The organism is Streptomyces sp. UF-297 (assembly GCF_058245575.1).
On record NZ_JBSIBZ010000083.1, the window covers coordinates 1 to 15700 of the forward strand.

Here is a 15700-nt window from a genome sequence, read left to right on the forward strand (position 1 = left end):
CCCCCCCCCCCAGTACCGCGGCGGCGGAATTCCCGCCGAGGCCAAGCTGATGCTCAACCGGGACCCCGGGAATTTCCTGGACGATGCCACGCTCGCCCGCAAGGGGCAGCAGGCGGCGAAGAGCCTGCTGGGCCAACTCGACCGCACCAAGGCCGACTTGCAGAGTTATGCGGACCAAGCCGGCGACCGCTGGAAGGCGTTGGAGGCGAACCGCAAGAAGAAGGAAGCGGCGCAGAAAGACATCGGCAAAAAGATCGACGCCGCAAAGGAGTTGGAGTCCAAGCTGGCGGCCGAGGAAAAGGAAAGGCTGCGCAAGCTGGAGGAGGCGCAGGCGCACCAGGAACAGCAGAAATGGCTGGATTCCGGAGCGCTGCGGGATATCGCGGGGAAGGCCACCGCGGAGGGCAAAAAGGCCGTCTCGTACGCCACTTCACAGATCGGCAAGGACTATGTGTGGGGCGCCGAGGGGCCGGACACCTTCGACTGCTCGGGGCTGACGATGCGGGCGTGGGAGGCGGCGGACCGGGCCATACCGCGCACTTCGCAGGAGCAGTGGCGGCAGTTGCCGCGGGTGGAGATCAAGGACATGCGCCCCGGTGACCTCATCATCTACTACACGGACGCCAGTCATGTGGGGATGTATATCGGCGACGGCGCGATGGTGCACGCGCCGCGGCCCGGGCGGCAGGTGACCATCGCGGGCGCCGGGTCGATGCCGATCCTCGGTGTCGTACGGCCCGGCGCATAGCGCAGTTCGGCAGCGGCGCCACCCCGCTCGGTTCACTGCGGCCGGTAACCGAAGTGTCCGGAACATTGGTTGGTTATCGGCCGATTACCGATTGTGCGGACGCGGGTGATGTTTGTCATTCGTCATTCTTCTCCCCCCAGGTCAAGTCCCTTATGGCACCCGGCATATGACGTTGGCGGTGTGCTCTCGGTCATTCCATAAGGCCCTCGGTTACCGCTAGGGTCGCTCTTCGGTGCCCGGTGGCGCACCGCTCGCCCGACCAGCGAGCGGCGCTCGACCGGGCACGGTGGTGTGCCGCTCGGCCGCCGCCGCACCCTCGGGGGGAGGGAAGGACACGAGACCCATGCCGATACCCGTACCGCGCCCGCGGTCTGCCGTGCTGCCCCAGCAGGCCGGCCCGGTGGACGGTGTGCGCCTGGACGCGTGCGCCCGCGACGCGCTCGCCCACGGGGTACGGGACGACGCGGACGCCGCGCCGGACGCCGAGCCGCCGGCGGACGCGGCCGGGCACCCCATCGGCCTCCTGGTGATCGGCGCCGACCCCGCCAGCCCCGTACCCGAGATGTGGGACTGGGCGGGGCGCCGGGTCCGGGTCCGTACGGCCCGTAACCTCACCGAGGCCCAGCGGCTGCTCACCGACGACGTGCACTGCATCCTGCTGGACCTGGCCCCGTCGCAGGACGGCGCCGCACCCGACGCGGCCCACGACGAAGGCTGTGCGCGCGAGGACGGCGACGAACTGGCCGTGCTGCGCTCGGTGCTGCGGCTGGCGCCCGAGCACGCCGTACTCGTGCTGACCGCCGAGACGGACGCCGAGCGCGCCGTGGAGGCCGTACGGGTCGGCGCGCAGGACTATCTCTTCCGCGGCGAGCTGGACGGGGCGGTGCTCAGCCGGGCCGTGCGCTACGCCGTCGAGCGCAAGCGCGCCGACCTCGCCCAGCGCCAGCTCACCGAGTCGCGGATGCGCGCGCAGGAGAACGCCCGCCTGGAGCGCGGCCTGCTGCCGACGCCGCTGCTGGACGGCTCCGACCTGCACTTCGCGGCCCGCTACCGGCCGGGCCGCAGCCGCGCGCTGCTGGGCGGCGACTTCTACGACGCCGTGCGCACGCCCGACGGCACCGTGCACGCGATGATCGGCGATGTGTGCGGACACGGCCCCGACGAGGCCGCCCTGGGCGTCGAACTGCGCATCGCCTGGCGGGCGTTGACCTTCGCCGGGCTGTGCGGCGACGAGCTGCTGGGCACCCTGCAGCAGGTCCTGGAGCACGAGCGCGCCGACGAGGAGATCTTCGCGACGCTGTGCACCGTGGACATCGCGCCCGACGGGCGGCAGGCGGGGCTGTGCCTGGCGGGCCACCCCGCGCCGCTGCTCGCCCGCGCGGGACGGCCGCCGCACCTGCTCCCGTACGAGAGCGGCGGCCCGGCCCTCGGCCTGCTCCCGCGGGCCCGCTGGCCGCGCCGGCACGTCGAACTGGGCGGCGCCTGGAGCCTGATGATGTATACGGACGGCCTGATCGAGGGCCGTATCGGCGAGGGCACCCAGCGGCTCGGCCAGGAGGGCATGACCGAACTCGTGGCCCGCCGCATGGCCGCGGGGCTGCGGGGCGAGGCGCTGCTGGACGCGGCCGTCACGGAGGTGCGCGACCTCAACGGCGGCGAGCTGACCGACGATGTGGCGGTGCTGCTGCTGGACCGGGGGCGGGTGCCGGCGGTGCGGGGCTGAGCCGCCGCCCCGTCGGGGGCCGTCCGCCCGCTCAGCGCCCTCCGTTGTACGGGCCGTACGGGCCGTCCGAGCTGGAGCCGCCGCGGCGCGGACCGCGCTTGCCGGAGACCTGGCGCAGCGCGGGGCGTACGTCCACGGTGTAGACGATCACCGCGATGACGCCGATGATCGGCAGGAACGACATCAGGGGGAGCAGGAGCAGCAGGACCGTGGCGATGCCGAGGAAGATCAGCCACATGCCCTTGGTCTGTTTGCCCGCGGCGCGGTAGGCGTCCTCGCGGTGGACGGCCGCGTCGATGAACATCACCCCGGCGTACACGGCCAGTGCCAGCTGCACCCAGCTCAGCACGTCGTTGAACCCGGAAATCAACACGCTGCCCACCACCCGTTCGACTAGTGCCGTCGCCGCCCCACGGTACCCAAAGAACGGGCCGGACACGTGGTGCGTGCCCGGCCCGTTGTCATGACCACCCAGGCCCCTGCGGGGCCCGCGGACGGCTCGGCGTACCGCCGGGCCTGTCCCTCAAACGGTCACTTGGCCGACGGCGTGGTCTTCTTGGCCGTCGTCTTCTTGGCCGTGGTCTTCTTCGCCGGGGCCGCCTTGGCCTCGTCGCCGTTGTCCTTGGCCGCCGTGCCTGCCCCGGTCTCGCTCTCGGCCTTGGCGGGGTCCTGCTTCGGCTCCGGCTCGATCGCGACGGCCAGGTCCTGGACCTCCTCGGCGGCCTCGCCGCGCCAGGTCTGCACGGCCTTCTCACCGCGGTCGGCCAGCTCGCCGTACTTGTCCTGGACCTTGGCCGCGGCCTCGGCCACCCGGCCAACGCCCTGCAGCGCCAGGTCCTGCGCCTGCTGGCTGAGCTTCTTGAAGTCGGCGTCCAGGGTGCCCAGCAGACCGGTCAGCCACTCCTGGGCCTCCTTGGCCTGCTTGGTGATCTGCTCCTGCACGGCCTTGGGGTCGGTGGAGCGTACGGCCTCGAAGCGCTTGGGCGCCTCATCGATGATCTTCTCGACGGCGCCCGGCACCTCCCGGGCCTTCTCGGCGGCGAGGTCGGCGGTGCCGGCCAGCGCGTAGAAGGGCTTGGGGTCGGTCAGAACCTTGCGGATGTCGTCGGTGACGGCCATGACGTTCTTCCTCCTGGAATCGATTGCTTCAGGTGGCGTGCGGGTCGCCGTCGGCCTCATGGGCGTCCTGGGCGTGACCGGTGGCGTGCTTGCGCTCGCTCGCGGGACGGCTCGCGGAGCCGCTCCCGTGCCCGTTCTCCTTGCGGAAGGACTCATAGACCTGCAGCAGCACCTGTTTCTGCTGCTCGGTCAGGGACGGGTCGGTGAGGATCGCGCCGTGCACCCGCGCCCCGTCCCCGGCCCCTTCGTCCTCTCGCCGCTCGTCCAGGATCCCGGCCTGCACGTACAGCGTCTCCGCTGAGATCCGCAGCGCCTTGGCGATCTGCTGCAGGATCTCGGCGCTCGGCTTGCGCAGGCCGCGCTCGATCTGGCTGAGATACGGATTGGACACCCCGGCGGCATCGGCGAGCTGCCGCAGGCTCAACTGCGCGTTGCGCCGCTGCTCCCGCAGGAACTCCCCCAGATTGCCGACGTTGAGTGATGCCATGCCCCGATGGTGCGCCACCCCCGCTAACTTTTGCAAGCATTCGCTAGCAACAGTGATGCAAGCCACTGCTACTGCCGCCCCATGCCCCCGCCCCTTCCATGACTTCCCAGGAAGCGCGCGAAGGGATCCCGGTCGGCGGTCACACTTCCGCGCCGCCGCGCGTCAGGGGGTGACCAACCCGGATCGGATGGGAGCGCTTCTGATGTTCACCGCATACCTCGTCGTCACCCTGCTGGCCGCCGCCATGGTGGGGTTCTCGGCCGTCTCGGCCTTTCTCGGCGCCAAGTGGGTGGTGCAGCCGATGAACGACTACGGCATCCCGCGCTCGTGGCGCCCCTGGCTCGGTGCGGCCAAGGCCGCGGGGGCGGTGGGGCTGGTGGCGGGGCTGTTCGTGCCGGTCGTCGGGGTGGCCGCCGGGGTCGGTCTGGTGCTGTATTTCGCCGGGGCCGTCCTCGCCGTCGTGCGGGCGCGCTGGTACACCCACATTCCCTTCCCGCTGGTGTACGCGGCGCCGGCGGTCGGGGCCCTGGTGCTGGGGCTCGCCGTCTGAGCGGTGCCCCGGCGCCGCCCCGGCGACCTACTTTCCTCTAGGGAAAGTGGATGCTACTTTCCTCTCAGGAAAGTTGCTGGAGGGATGGGGAGGACTCATGGCTGCTTATGACGCTCAGGTTGCGCTGGAGGACATCCGGCGCAGGCAGGGGCAGGCGCGCGAGGCGTATGTGCGGCACGGGTTCGGCCGGGCGCATGTGCTCGGTGCGGCGGTGGCGCTGTTCATCGCGTTCGCCGGGATGGATCTACCGGGGCGGTGGAGCACCCTGGCCGCGGTGTTCGCGGCCGCGGCAGTGCTGGTCGGGCTGATCGTGCAGCGGCGGGGGGCTCCCGTGCGGAGAAACCCCAGCGGACCCGAACTGCTGCTGTACGCGGGGGTGTCGGCCGTCTACGTGGCGGTGTTCGCGGGTGCGGTGGCCGGTGCCAAGGCGCTGGAGCTACCGGTTCCGCACACGATCGCCGCCACCGCGGTGGCGCTGGTGAGCCTGGTGGCCGCAATCCTGACGCGTCCGCTCGTCGGTGCGATCGTGCGGCGGGAGGGCCGGCGCGGCTGATGGATCCCGATTTCGACGAGTTCCTGCACGTACCGGCGCGGCTGTCGCTCGTCGCGCTGCTGGCCCCCGCCGACTGGGCGGAGTTCGCGTTCCTGCGGGACGCGCTCGGGACCAGCGACTCGGCGCTGTCCAAGCAGATCTCCGCGCTGGCGAACGCCGGGTACGTCTCGGTGCGCAAGGGGCGCGAGAAGGGCGTACGGCGCACTCACGTACAACTCACCGCGCACGGACGGCGGGCGTTCGCGCGGCACGCGGCGGCGCTGGAGCGGATCGTGGCGACCGTGCGGGGGACGGCGGAGCCGGCTGAGCCGCCCGGGGCGGACGGGGGGTGACGGGCGGCCGAGGGGGCGCGCGGCACCGTATTCGTACGGGACTCGTGCGCGAAGATCCTGTGCCATTGTTCTTCGTGGTCCCGGCCGCGCCGGGCGGTATGGCGACGGTGCGGCGGGGCCTTTGACGGCGCAGAAGATTGCGGCGAACAGCAAACACGGTAGATAGGGCACGGGGTACGAGATGACGACGGGCGAAGCTGTCGGCACCAGCGGTATACGCGAGGTCAAGTCGCGGCAGTTCGGGCTGCTGGCGCTGGTCGCGCTGGTGCCGCTGGTGGTGGACTTCATCACCAAGCAGGTGGCGCTGGCGCAGTTCTCCGAAGTCAGACCGGTGCAAGTGCTCGGCAGCTGGCTGCAGTTCAAGCTCGTGACGAATTCCGGCGCGGCCTTCTCCATCGGGGAAGGCGCGACCTGGGTCTTCAGCCTCGCCAAGTTCGCCGTGATCTGCGGCATGCTCTGGTACGCGCGGCGCATCCGCACCCGTATCTGGGCGGTCACCTTCGGCCTGGTGATGGGCGGCGCCGCAGGAAACCTGGTGGACCGCCTCTTCCGCGCCCCCTCCCCCCTGGAGGGCCGCGTCGTGGACTGGATCCAGATCGGCTACTGGCCGGTCTTCAACATCGCCGACACGGCGGTCGTCTGCGGCGGAATCCTCGTCGTCTGGACCTCCTTCCGCGGCATCCGCATGGACGGCACGGTCGAGTCCTGACGCGCGGGGCCGACTGCCTATCGTCGGGGGATGACGACGACTGAAGCGGGCGGGGTGGCGGAGGCCGAGGGCTTCCTGCGGGCGTTTCACGCCGCGCACCCCGCCGTGACCTCCCAGACGATGGGGGACGGGCGGGGGCCGGACGGCCGTTCCAGTTACGGGATGCTGCGGGACCGGGTGCGGGGATGCCGGCGCGTACTGGATCTGGGGTGCGGGGACGGCCTGTTGCTGCAGATGCTGGCCGAGGACGGCGGGCGGCAGAGCGGGCGGGCGGCCGGGGAGCCGCGGCTCGCGGGGGTGGACCTCTCGCCCGCCGAACTGGAACTGGCGCGGCGGCGGACGGGGGTGACGGACGCTGCTCTGGCGATCGCCAGGGCGCAGCAACTGCCCCTGCGGGACGGCAGTTTTGATGCCTGTGTGTCGCACATGGCGCTGATGCTGATGGGCGACATGGAGCGGGTGGCCGCGGAGCTGGCCCGGGTGCTGGTGCCGGGCGGGGTGTTCGCCGCGGCGGTCGGTGGCGGGGCCGCGGGCGGGGAGGCGTACGAGCTGTTCCTGGAACTGCTGCGGCCGGCGCTCGACGCGGCGCCCGCGGGGCGGCGGATGCCCGTGCTGGGGGACCGGCGGACCCGGAGCCGGGCGGGGCTGGAAGAGATCTTCGGGCGGGCCGGGTTCGGGGCGGCCGACTGGGAGACCGTACGGATCGATCTGAGCGGGACGGCCGAGCAGGTCTGGTCGCGGGTCGGTGGGATGTACGACCTGGCGGTGCTGGAGGCCGAGGGCGTCGCCGGGCTGCGGGAGAGGTTTCTGGCGCGGGCGGCGGGGCTGGCGCTGCCGGATGGCCAGGTCCCCTGTGCGATGCGTGTGCACGTGGTGACGGTGAGGTCGGTGGGGAGGGAGTGATGTAGGGGGTGGGAGGGGGCGCGGCATGATGTGGGGATGCGGAATCGACCTGTACTTGTCTTTGACGGCGACTGTGCCTTCTGTACGACCTCGGTGAAGTTCGCCGAGCGGCGCATCCGGCCCAACTGCGAGATCACCGCCTGGCAGATGGCGGACCTGGACGCGCTGGGCACCACTCAGGAGCGGGCCGAGTACGAGGTGCTCTGGGTCACCCCCACCGGGCGGGTGTACGGCGGCACGCAGGCCGTCGCCAAGCTGCTGATGAGCGCGGGTGGCGGGTGGGCCGTACCGGGGGCGCTGCTCACCATCGCGCCCCTGCGCTGGGTGGCCCACGGCGTCTACCGGCTCGTCGCGAACAACCGCGAGCGGATGCCCGGCGGCACGGCGGCCTGTGCGCTGCCGGCCCACCGCCGTTGAGCGGCAGGCACGCCAGGGGGCGTGCGGGGGAGGAAGAGGCAAGGGCGAGCAGGGGTACGGCGGGGACGGCGGCGCGGGTTCCGGTGCAGGGGGAGTTCGGGAAGCCGGAGCCGGAGTCGCAGGAGAAGAAGCCGGAGTCGGGTGCGGAGGGGGCCGGGCTGCGGCGGGCCTCGCTCCTGATGGCGATAGGCACGGTCGTCTCGCGGGCGACCGGGCTGATCCGCATGGTGCTGCAGGGCGCCGCGCTCGGCACGGGGCTGCTGGCCAGTACGTACGGCACCGCCAACGCCCTGCCGACCAGCCTCTACACGCTGGTGATCGGCGGGGCGCTGAACGCCGTGCTCGTACCGCAGCTGGTCCGCGCCCGCACCGAGCACGCGGACGGCGGACGCGCCTATGAGCAGCGGCTGGTCACGCTCGTGCTCTGTGTGCTCGCGCTCGGCACGGCCCTGGCCGTATGGGTGGCGCCCCAGATCGTCTCGCTCTACATGCCCAACACGGCCGACAACCAGGGCGCCTACGACCTCACCGTCGTCTTCGCCCGCTTCCTGCTGCCACAGATCTTCTTCTACGGCCTGTTCGGCATCCTGGGCCAAGTCCTGAACGCGCGCGGCAAGTTCGGCGCGATGATGTGGACACCGGTCCTCAACAACGTCGTACTGATCGCCATGTTCGGGCTCTACCTCGGGCTGCTGACCGTGCCCGAGACCGTCGCGGACATCACTGAGGCCCAGGTCAGGCTGCTCGGTATCGGCACGACCGTCGGCATCGTGCTGCAGGCCCTGGCCCTGGTCCCGTACGCGCGCGAGGCGGGCTTCAGCTTCCGGCCGCGCTTCGACTGGCGGGGTACGGGGCTGCGCAAGAGCGCCCAGGCGGCCCGCTGGACGCTGCTGTTCGTGCTGGTCAACCAGATCGCGCTGGGCGTGGTGATCCACTTCGCGAACGCCGCCGACCAGGCGCTGCCCACCTCCGGCGTCGGCTCCACCGCGTACCAGAACGCGCAGCTGATCTGGTCGCTGCCGCAGGGCATCATCACCGTCTCCCTGATGACCGCGCTGCTGCCCCGGATGAGCCGGGCGGTGGCCGAACACCGGCTGGACGACCTGCGCAGCGACCTGTCCAGGGGGCTGCGGCTCAGCGGCGTGGCCATCGTGCCCGCGGCGGTCTTCTTCCTGGCCTTCGGGCCGCAGATCGCCACGCTGGCCTTCGGGCACGGCGCGGGGGCCGGGGCCACCGAGCCGCTGGGGCAGATGCTCCAGGCCTTCGGCCTCGGGCTGATCCCCTTCTCCGCGCAGTACCTGCTGCTGCGCGGCTTCTACGCCTTCGAGGACACCCGCACGCCGTTCTGGATGTCCGTGTGGATCGGCGCGGTCAACGTCGCCCTGGCCCTGGCCAGCCATCTGCTGCTGCCCGCGCGCTGGGCGGTGGTGGGCATGGCCGCCGGGTACGCCGTCTCCTACGGAGTGGGTCTGCTGATCACCGCGCTGCTGCTGCGGCGGCGGCTGGAGGGGCGCCTGGACGGCAAGCGGCTGAGCCGTACGTACGGCAGGCTCACGGCCGCCGCGCTCGCGGCGGGGGCGCTGGGCTGGCTGGTGGCGCGCCTGTGCGGGCAGGCCACCGACGCGATCGGGCCGATGGGGGTCAGCGCGCTGGCACTGGTGGCCGGCGGCGTGACGATGGGCGTCCTGTTCGTGCTGCTCGCCCGGGTCCTGGGCGTCGGAGAGATCCGGCGGGTACGGGTTCCCGGGTTCTCGCGGGCGGGCTGAACACGCTGAGCGCCCGGGAAATTCCGGGCAGTTGACGGGATGGCAGCGCCGCCCTCCGCAGTTGTCGCGGACGAGAAGAGAGTGATCCGTACGGCGGAGGAACGGAAGAGGCGGGCGGCGGCATGACGAGCGACGGTGCGCAGACGCAGACGCAGACGCAGACGCAGACGCAGACGCAGGCAGGGGCGGGGGAGCGGCTGCGGACCGCCCCCGGCATCCGGTCGCTGCGGCTGGGCGAGCTGAGGGTCAGCTATGTGCCGGACGGCGCGGGGCAGTTGAAGCCGCGGGGCTGGCTGCCGGACTCCACACCGCAGGACTGGGCCCGCCACCCCGAGTACCTGGACGCGTCCGGGTACCTGGTGGCGGGCTTCGGCGGCCTGCTGGTCGAGCACGGCGAGCGGGCGCTGCTCATCGACGCGGGTTTCGGGCCGCGGTCCGTGCCCGACGACCCGGACAACCCGCTGACCGGCGCCCTGTACGGCGGCGCCCTCGTGGAGAGCCTGGCCCGCCTCGGCCGTACGCCCAAGGACATCGAGGCGGTGGCCTTCAGCCATCTGCACAGCGACCACATCGGCTGGGCCTGGCACCCCGCGCCGGACGGCGGCCGGCCGGTGTTCGCGGGCGCGGACTACCTGTTCACCGCGCCCGAGTGGGAGCGGCGCGACCTGGCCGTGGGGCACGGCACCTCGCCGGAGATGCTGGCCGCGCTGGCACCGCAGGTGCGTACCGTCGCCGACGGGCAGGAGATCTTCCCCGGCGTACGGGTGCGCTCTGTCCCCGGACACACGGTGGGGCACGCGGCGTTCACGATCACTTCGGGCGGTCGGCGGCTGATCGCGTTCGGGGACGCGCTGCACTCTCCCGTCCAGGTGGCGCACCCCGAGTGGTCCTCGGGCGTCGACCACGACCCGGCGCAGTCCGCACGCCTGCGGCGCCTGCTGGTGGCGGAGCTGCGCGAGCCGGACACCCTCGGTTTCGGCGTGCACTTCGCGGACGCGGTGTTCGGGCGCGTGGAGAGGGGCGCCGACGGCCGGGACGTCTGGGTGCCGCAGGACTGACGCGGCTCGCGGCGCACCGGGCTTGAACCCGACGCGGCGTGAGGATGCAAGGTGTCGGTATGACCCCTTCCGCTTCCGCGACATGGAAGGTCGGTCCGCTGGCCGAGGCCGCCGGGCTGACCGTACGCACCCTGCACTACTGGGACGGCATCGGCCTGCTCAGTCCCTCCCGCCGCACCGCCGGCGGCCACCGCGAGTACACCGAGCGGGACGTGGCCCGGCTCTATCAGGTGCTGGCGCTGCGCGAACTGGGCCTGGACCTGGAGTCCATCGCGATCTGCCTGGAGGCCGGGGTCGATCCCGTACGGGTCGTACGCGATCACCTGGCGAAGGTCGAGGCCTCGATCGCGGACCTGCAGGCGCTGCGGCAGCGGCTGAGCCGCCTGGACGCCGAACTGGCCGCCGAACTGGCCGCCGAGCGGGCGCCGGACGCCGACACGCTGCTGGACGCGCTGCGCGCCACGGGCCGGGCCACGGGCGGCGGCCCCGAGGGGGCCCGGGTGCTGGGGCGTCACCTGGACGCCGATCAGCTCCAGGTGCTGCGGGCGCGCACGGAGGCCGTCGGACCGGCCGCGCACTACCTGCTGGAGATCGAGTGGCCCCGGCTGTACCAGCAGGCGGAAGCCTTGCGCGCCAAGGGAGTTGACCCGCGCGACGCCCGCGTCGGCCGCCTGGTGGCCCGTATGGACGAGCGGGGCGCGCTCTTCAGCGGAGGCGACGCGGCGGTCTCGGACGGGGTGCGTGCGGCGTGGCACGAGGACCCGGTGGCGATGTCCGGGGCGACGACCGCCGGTCAGGGCAGGGCCGGTCAGGACGAGCGGGGCGGCGCCTGGCGGGAGTTGGCGGCGTACCTGGACCGCGCGCGACGGCGGGAGCCGGAGCCGCGGCACCAGAGGCAGGCCTGACACCCGTGCAGCGCACCACCGCCCCTGACGACGGCCGCCGCGGCCCCGCGCCCGCCGCCGCGCGCGCTGAGGCAGGTGCTGAGGTGGTCGCGGCCGGGCTCAACTCGCCCGGGGGTGACGGGTTCCGTACGTCTCCACCAGCTCGTCCATGTGCCGCCTGCCCCACTCGCCGAGCGGGATCAGGGCCTGGTTGAGGGAGACGCCCAGCTCGGTGAGGGAGTACTCCACCTTCGGCGGAACCTGCTGGTAGACCTCGCGGTGGACGATGCGGTCCGCCTCCATCTCGCGCAGCTGCTGGATCAGCACCTTCTCGCTGATGCCCGGCAGCTCCCGCTTCAGCTCGCCGAAGCGCCGTACGCCGGCGTCCAGCGCCCACAGCAGGAGCACCTTCCACTTTCCGCCGATGACGTCCACCGCGGCGTCCATGCCGCAGGTGTACGGGCCCTTGCCGTGCTCGGACATGCCCGACTCCCTTCCCCGGTCCCCGCCCTGCCGCCCGATGGCTTTCCGCAGTGACGGTAGGTACGGGGAATGGTAGGTCAGCGGCCGGGGAGGCGGCCGGGCCGGACGCCGCCCGAAGGGTCCCGCGCGGGCCGTCAGCCGACGTACGGGCGCGCCGCCCGGCCGGCGCTCAGCGCGAGGGCCCACCAGGTGAGCTGGTCCAGCAGGGCGTCGGCCGCGGCGTCCGCGGGACCGGCGTCCGTCAGCCGGCCCTGCTCGTCGAAGAGGCTGCCGGCCATGGCGAAGCTCACCGTCTCGCGCACCGTCGCCGCGCCCAGCTCGGCGAAGACCAGCCGCAGCTGCTCGACGGCGCGCAGGCCGCCGGAGATACCGCCGTAGGAGACGAAGCCGACCGGCTTGCCGCGCCACTCCGGGCGCAGCATGTCGACGGCGTGCTTGAGGGGGGCGGGGAAGGAGTGGTTGTACTCGGGCGTGATCACGACGTACGCGTCCGCCGCGTGGACGCGCTTGGCGAAGGAGGTGTACTCCTCGCTGCCGTAGCGCAGTTCGTAGGGGCGCAGCTCGTCGAGGTCGATGACGTCGACGTCGATGTGCTCGCGGCGGCCGGTGTGCCCGGCGAACCAGTTCGCGATGACGGGGGCGAAGCGGCCCTCGCGGGTGCTGGCGACGATGACGGCGAGGGTGAAGCGGTCCTGGTCGGCGGTGGCGGTCGCGGTCGCGGCGGTGGTCTCGGTCATGGCGGGGCCCTTTCGAGTCTGCGCCGGCGCGGTGCGCGACGGCGTTGGCGTCTCAGGGCCCCGACGCTAAAACCTCAACCAAAGTTCATGTCAACACGCGGTCCCGGAACGGTCCTTCGGCGGCCCGCCGCGCCGCTGCCGGACCGCCCCTCCCGCGCACATCTCACTGCGCCCCGAACAGCTCCAGCAGCTCCGTCTTCTGGAACATCCGGGCCGTGTCGATGGCGGACGGCGCCCCGGCGGCCGGGTCCGCGCCGTGCGCCAGCAGGATGCGTACGATCTCGTCCTCGCCCTTGAAGACCGCCCCGGCCAGCGGCGTCTGTCCGCGGTCGTTGGCCCGGTCGGCCTCCGCGCCGCGCTCCAGCAGGGCGCTGACCGTCGCGGCGTGGCCGTGGTAGGCGGCCAGCATCACCAGCGAATCGCCGGAGTTGTTGGTGAGGTTGGCGGGCACACCGGCGTCCACGTACGCGGCGATCGTGTCGGTGTCCCCGTGCCGGGCGAGGTCGAACACCTTCGCGGCGAGCTGCAGCACCTCGGGGTCGTGCGCGTGCTCGGTCGCCTCGGGTCCCTGCGCGTCAGGGCTGATGTCGCTCATGGCCACCGGCCTCCTGCTCTTGTGGTCTGGTGAGTGGCACGTCCCGTGGGTCGGTCCGTGCTCGCCACCTTATGCAGGACCGGGGGCCGCGCACCCGGCGCCCGGCCCCCGGACCGGGGGTGTGCCGGAAACCGGGCCCCGCGGCAGCGGCGCGGAGCCCTCGGGAACCGGTGCGGGCCCCTCCGGGCGATGTCCGCTCTAGAAGACGTCCGTGCACCACGGCCGGCGCGCCGACCGCAGCAGGGCGTTCGCCGTCCGCAGCGCGCCGGGCCGCTCCTCGCTGATACGGCCCAGCGCCGCCAGCCGGGTGGCCGACTCGTCCCCCAGGTAGAGCGAGCCGAACTCGCTCGCGCCCAGGGTGAGTTCGGCCGAGCGCGTGGTGGGGGCGCAGGTGGCGCCGTCCTCGCCCGCCTCCAGCAGGAAGCGGCCGCCGGCCAGGCCCGCGGGGTCGGTGACCTCCAGCACGAGCGAACCCTCGGCCGGATACGTACGGGCCGTCAGCAGCTCGGGCACGTCCAGCGGCCGCAGCCACAGGAAGTCGGACTGCTCGCGGACCTCGGCGGCGCGCGGGTCACCGAGGTAGTGCGGCAGCAGGTCGTCGGGGGCGCGCCAGCCGGTGTCGATGCGCGTCACCCAGTCGATCGAGCACAGGAAGTGCCACAGGGCGCGCTCGGCGGCCACCGTGGTGGCCGTCATCCGCCGCACGGTGGCGGTGTCCTGCGGGAGCTTGTGCTCCCAGACGTCGTCCGCGGTGTAGGTGAGCAGGCCCTGCACCTCGCCCGAGGCGGCGCGGTAGACCGCGTGGAAGGGCTCCGTCCAGGAGTCCTTGGGCAGCCGGATCGCGCCGGTGTGGCGATCCCACCACTGCGCGCTCAGGTCGATGGCGCCGGGCTGTCCCGCCCGGAAGCGCTCGTGCAGCTCGGGGCCCAGGGCCCGGACCTCGGCGGCGTCGGCGAAGTCGACCCGGCCGCCGTCCTGCGGGCCCGCGTAGCGGCTGTCGAGCCGGGCGCGGGGCACCTCCACGCGCCACCGGGCGAAGGAGGTGGCCGGGCCGAAGCCGTACCGCCCGTAGATCGGGTACTCCGCCGCGACCAGCGACGCCACGATCTCGCCGCGCTCCTTGGCGGCCCGCAGGTCGGCGTCCATCATCCGGCTGAGCAGCCCGCGCCGCCGGTGGGTGGGGGAGACCGTGACCGCCGAGACGGCGTCGGCGGCCACCGCGGCGCCGCCCTCGACCGTCAGCTCCTGGGCGAAGCTGCGGAAGGTGGCCACCCAGCGGCCGTCGCCGTGGGCGCTGTCGTACGCGCCCTGGGTGCGCCGCGGGTCGAATGCCGCGCGGTGGTACTCGATCTCTTCCTTGGAGACGTCCGGCGGCTGGAGGAAGCCGATGCTCTTCGCCCGTAGCCAGCCCGGGAGGTCGTCTTCGCCTACGGTACGGATCTCAACGCTCATGGCGGCCCTCGATGATCGTGATCGCTGCTGCGGCCGGTCCCGGCCGGGTGGGATGCTCAGGTCCGTACGGTAGGCACGCCCCTGTCGGGACGTCGCATGATTTTCCGCGCGAGGGGCGGCCCGGCCGTCGGAATGCCTCGGAGCCGGCCCTAGAAGGCCGCGCGGATCTCGCCCACCTGCTCGGCGCCGCCCCACAGCGGGGCGTTCTCGATGCGGGGGAGCACGGGGGAGTCCAGGCCCATCAGGCGCAGCGCGCGGCCCAGTATCGGGCCCAGCGTGCGGGTGGCGCCATCGTCGATCTTGAAGGCCAGTGCCCGGCCGTCGGGCAGGGCCAGCGCCTGCACGGCCTCGGCGCCCATCTTGGACAGCGTGCCGGGCACCGCCTGCATCAGCCAGGTGTCCGGGCGGCGGGTGCCCGCGACGTACTCGGGGTGGGCGCGCATCGCGTCCGCCACCCGCCGCTCGGGCGTGCCGGGCGCGGCCAGCACGAAGTGCCGGAAGGCGCGGGCCAGGCCGGTCAGCGAGATCGCCATCAGCGGCGCCCCGCAGCCGTCCGTACCGATGTGGTCCACCGTCTCGCCGCTGGCCTCGCGCACACAGTCCAGGACCAGGCGCTGCAGGGGGTGGGAGGCGTCCAGGTAGGAGTCCAGGGGCCAGCCGTTGGCGGCGCAGGCGGCGAGCATCGCGGCGTGCTTGCCGGAGCAGTTCATGGTGATGCGCTCGCGCACGTTCCCGGCCGCCAGGTAGGTCTCCGCCTCCGCGGGGTCCAGCGGCAGGTCCGGCGGGGTCTGCAGCAGGCCGGTGGACAGGCCGTGCTCGGTGAGCATCTTGTACACGAGGTCGAGGTGGAAGGGCTCCCCGGAGTGGCTCGCCGCGGCCAGCGCCAGGCGCTCGCCCGACAGGTCCAGGCCCGCCCGCAGGACGGCCGCGGCCTGCATGGGCTTGTTGGCCGAGCGGGGGAAGACCGGTGCCGTCACATCGCCGAGCGCCCTCTCCACGCTGCCGTCCGCCGCCAGTATCACCATCGACCCCCGATGGCGGCCCTCGACGAAGCCGGAACGTACGACCTCGGCGAGGACGGGGGCTATGCCGGGGGTCTCTCCGGCGGGGGCGTCGGCGGTGCAGGAGGTCATCGTCGGCCTTCCGGGGGTGTGACCGGCTGTCGCCTGCCCCGGAAGGCGTGT

Annotated in this window: 19 protein-coding genes; 11 read left to right on the forward strand and 8 right to left on the reverse strand. The window is 72.7% G+C overall.

Translation table 11 applies throughout. The annotated features are described in order from the left end of the window. Together AC4IJH_RS34145 and AC4IJH_RS34150 are read left to right on the forward strand one after the other, a co-directional pair. On the forward strand, positions 1–748 hold a 748-nt coding region (locus AC4IJH_RS34145; RefSeq protein ID WP_490855831.1), incomplete at its 5' end, for a C40 family peptidase. 343 nt (positions 749–1091) lie between these two features. After that, positions 1092–2471, forward strand: a complete 1380-nt coding sequence (locus AC4IJH_RS34150) for a PP2C family protein-serine/threonine phosphatase (RefSeq protein ID WP_490855832.1) — start codon at positions 1092–1094, stop codon at positions 2469–2471. Between the two features lie 31 nt (positions 2472–2502). On the opposite strand, the gene AC4IJH_RS34155 is transcribed toward AC4IJH_RS34150, so the two are convergent. From AC4IJH_RS34155 to AC4IJH_RS34165, 3 genes are all read right to left on the reverse strand, one after another. Beyond that, positions 2503–2844: a DUF2516 family protein gene (locus AC4IJH_RS34155; protein WP_490855833.1), complete on the reverse strand. Its 342-nt coding sequence runs from the start codon at positions 2842–2844 to the stop codon at positions 2503–2505. Positions 2845–3002: 158 nt separating this feature from the next. Then, positions 3003–3590, reverse strand: coding sequence for a hypothetical protein (locus AC4IJH_RS34160; protein ID WP_490855834.1), 588 nt, complete (start codon positions 3588–3590; stop codon positions 3003–3005). A 28-nt stretch (positions 3591–3618) separates the two neighbouring features. Further along, positions 3619–4077 carry a helix-turn-helix domain-containing protein gene (locus AC4IJH_RS34165; RefSeq protein ID WP_490855835.1) on the reverse strand — a complete coding sequence of 153 codons (459 nt, stop codon included), beginning with the start codon at positions 4075–4077 and terminating at the stop codon, positions 3619–3621. 202 nt (positions 4078–4279) lie between these two features. Here AC4IJH_RS34165 and AC4IJH_RS34170 point away from each other — a divergent pair, with 202 nt between their 5' ends. The 9 genes from AC4IJH_RS34170 (at position 4280) to AC4IJH_RS34210 (ending at position 11270) form a co-directional block, all read left to right on the forward strand. Beyond that, entirely contained in the window at positions 4280–4627 is a 348-nt protein-coding gene (locus AC4IJH_RS34170) for a DoxX family protein (RefSeq protein WP_490855836.1), read from the forward strand. 97 nt (positions 4628–4724) lie between these two features. Then, positions 4725–5180 carry a hypothetical protein gene (locus tag AC4IJH_RS34175; RefSeq protein WP_490855837.1) on the forward strand — a complete coding sequence of 152 codons (456 nt, stop codon included), beginning with the start codon at positions 4725–4727 and terminating at the stop codon, positions 5178–5180. After that, positions 5180–5512, forward strand: coding sequence for a transcriptional regulator (locus tag AC4IJH_RS34180; protein WP_490855838.1), 333 nt, complete (start codon positions 5180–5182; stop codon positions 5510–5512). The genes AC4IJH_RS34175 and AC4IJH_RS34180 overlap by 1 nt, the downstream gene beginning before the upstream one ends. 181 nt (positions 5513–5693) lie before the next feature. Further along, complete coding sequence (gene lspA / locus AC4IJH_RS34185) at positions 5694–6221, forward strand: signal peptidase II (protein WP_490855839.1); 528 nt, start codon at positions 5694–5696, stop codon at positions 6219–6221. Between the two features lie 30 nt (positions 6222–6251). Continuing rightward, positions 6252–7124, forward strand: a complete 873-nt coding sequence (locus AC4IJH_RS34190) for a class I SAM-dependent methyltransferase (RefSeq protein WP_490855840.1) — start codon at positions 6252–6254, stop codon at positions 7122–7124. Positions 7125–7160: 36 nt separating this feature from the next. Further along, entirely contained in the window at positions 7161–7541 is a 381-nt protein-coding gene (locus AC4IJH_RS34195) for a thiol-disulfide oxidoreductase DCC family protein (RefSeq protein WP_490855841.1), read from the forward strand. Between the two features lie 83 nt (positions 7542–7624). Continuing rightward, on the forward strand, positions 7625–9307 hold the full coding sequence (murJ, locus tag AC4IJH_RS34200) for a murein biosynthesis integral membrane protein MurJ (protein ID WP_490855842.1): 1683 nt from the start codon (positions 7625–7627) through the stop codon (positions 9305–9307). Positions 9308–9429: 122 nt separating this feature from the next. Next, on the forward strand, positions 9430–10365 hold the full coding sequence (locus AC4IJH_RS34205; RefSeq protein WP_490855843.1) for an MBL fold metallo-hydrolase: 936 nt from the start codon (positions 9430–9432) through the stop codon (positions 10363–10365). 59 nt (positions 10366–10424) lie between these two features. Beyond that, positions 10425–11270 carry a MerR family transcriptional regulator gene (locus AC4IJH_RS34210; protein ID WP_490855844.1) on the forward strand — a complete coding sequence of 282 codons (846 nt, stop codon included), beginning with the start codon at positions 10425–10427 and terminating at the stop codon, positions 11268–11270. A 99-nt stretch (positions 11271–11369) separates the two neighbouring features. Here AC4IJH_RS34210 and AC4IJH_RS34215 read toward each other — a convergent pair whose 3' ends face one another. From AC4IJH_RS34215 to AC4IJH_RS34235, 5 genes are all read right to left on the reverse strand, one after another. Next, on the reverse strand, positions 11370–11732 hold the full coding sequence (locus AC4IJH_RS34215; RefSeq protein WP_490855845.1) for a winged helix-turn-helix transcriptional regulator: 363 nt from the start codon (positions 11730–11732) through the stop codon (positions 11370–11372). A gap of 134 nt (positions 11733–11866) precedes the next feature. Then, the gene (locus tag AC4IJH_RS34220; protein ID WP_490855846.1) at positions 11867–12469 is read right to left on the reverse strand and encodes an NADPH-dependent FMN reductase; all 603 of its coding nucleotides are present in this window, start codon (positions 12467–12469) and stop codon (positions 11867–11869) included. A gap of 163 nt (positions 12470–12632) precedes the next feature. Next, on the reverse strand, positions 12633–13064 hold the full coding sequence (locus AC4IJH_RS34225; RefSeq protein ID WP_490855847.1) for an ankyrin repeat domain-containing protein: 432 nt from the start codon (positions 13062–13064) through the stop codon (positions 12633–12635). 198 nt (positions 13065–13262) lie between these two features. After that, positions 13263–14516 carry a GNAT family N-acetyltransferase gene (locus tag AC4IJH_RS34230; RefSeq protein WP_490855848.1) on the reverse strand — a complete coding sequence of 418 codons (1254 nt, stop codon included), beginning with the start codon at positions 14514–14516 and terminating at the stop codon, positions 13263–13265. A 149-nt stretch (positions 14517–14665) separates the two neighbouring features. Beyond that, positions 14666–15649 carry an asparaginase gene (locus AC4IJH_RS34235; protein ID WP_490855849.1) on the reverse strand — a complete coding sequence of 328 codons (984 nt, stop codon included), beginning with the start codon at positions 15647–15649 and terminating at the stop codon, positions 14666–14668. Between the last annotated feature and the right edge of the window lie 51 nt (positions 15650–15700).

Bases quoted from the DNA above. Each gene is read 5' to 3' on its own strand.
- AC4IJH_RS34230 (WP_490855848.1), bottom strand. From the start codon at position 14,516: ATGAGCGTTGAGATCCGTACCGTAGGCGAAGACGACCTCCCGGGCTGG.
- AC4IJH_RS34225 (WP_490855847.1), bottom strand. From the start codon at position 13,064: ATGAGCGACATCAGCCCTGACGCGCAGGGACCCGAGGCGACCGAGCAC.
- AC4IJH_RS34160 (WP_490855834.1), bottom strand. From the start codon at position 3,590: ATGGCCGTCACCGACGACATCCGCAAGGTTCTGACCGACCCCAAGCCC.
- AC4IJH_RS34205 (WP_490855843.1), top strand. From the start codon at position 9,430: ATGACGAGCGACGGTGCGCAGACGCAGACGCAGACGCAGACGCAGACG.
- AC4IJH_RS34175 (WP_490855837.1), top strand. From the start codon at position 4,725: ATGGCTGCTTATGACGCTCAGGTTGCGCTGGAGGACATCCGGCGCAGG.
- AC4IJH_RS34165 (WP_490855835.1), bottom strand. From the start codon at position 4,077: ATGGCATCACTCAACGTCGGCAATCTGGGGGAGTTCCTGCGGGAGCAG.
- AC4IJH_RS34210 (WP_490855844.1), top strand. From the start codon at position 10,425: ATGACCCCTTCCGCTTCCGCGACATGGAAGGTCGGTCCGCTGGCCGAG.
- AC4IJH_RS34180 (WP_490855838.1), top strand. From the start codon at position 5,180: ATGGATCCCGATTTCGACGAGTTCCTGCACGTACCGGCGCGGCTGTCG.
- AC4IJH_RS34235 (WP_490855849.1), bottom strand. From the start codon at position 15,649: ATGACCTCCTGCACCGCCGACGCCCCCGCCGGAGAGACCCCCGGCATA.
- AC4IJH_RS34170 (WP_490855836.1), top strand. From the start codon at position 4,280: ATGTTCACCGCATACCTCGTCGTCACCCTGCTGGCCGCCGCCATGGTG.
- AC4IJH_RS34215 (WP_490855845.1), bottom strand. From the start codon at position 11,732: ATGTCCGAGCACGGCAAGGGCCCGTACACCTGCGGCATGGACGCCGCG.
- AC4IJH_RS34195 (WP_490855841.1), top strand. From the start codon at position 7,161: ATGCGGAATCGACCTGTACTTGTCTTTGACGGCGACTGTGCCTTCTGT.
- AC4IJH_RS34220 (WP_490855846.1), bottom strand. From the start codon at position 12,469: ATGACCGAGACCACCGCCGCGACCGCGACCGCCACCGCCGACCAGGAC.
- AC4IJH_RS34150 (WP_490855832.1), top strand. From the start codon at position 1,092: ATGCCGATACCCGTACCGCGCCCGCGGTCTGCCGTGCTGCCCCAGCAG.
- AC4IJH_RS34190 (WP_490855840.1), top strand. From the start codon at position 6,252: ATGACGACGACTGAAGCGGGCGGGGTGGCGGAGGCCGAGGGCTTCCTG.
- lspA (WP_490855839.1), top strand. From the start codon at position 5,694: ATGACGACGGGCGAAGCTGTCGGCACCAGCGGTATACGCGAGGTCAAG.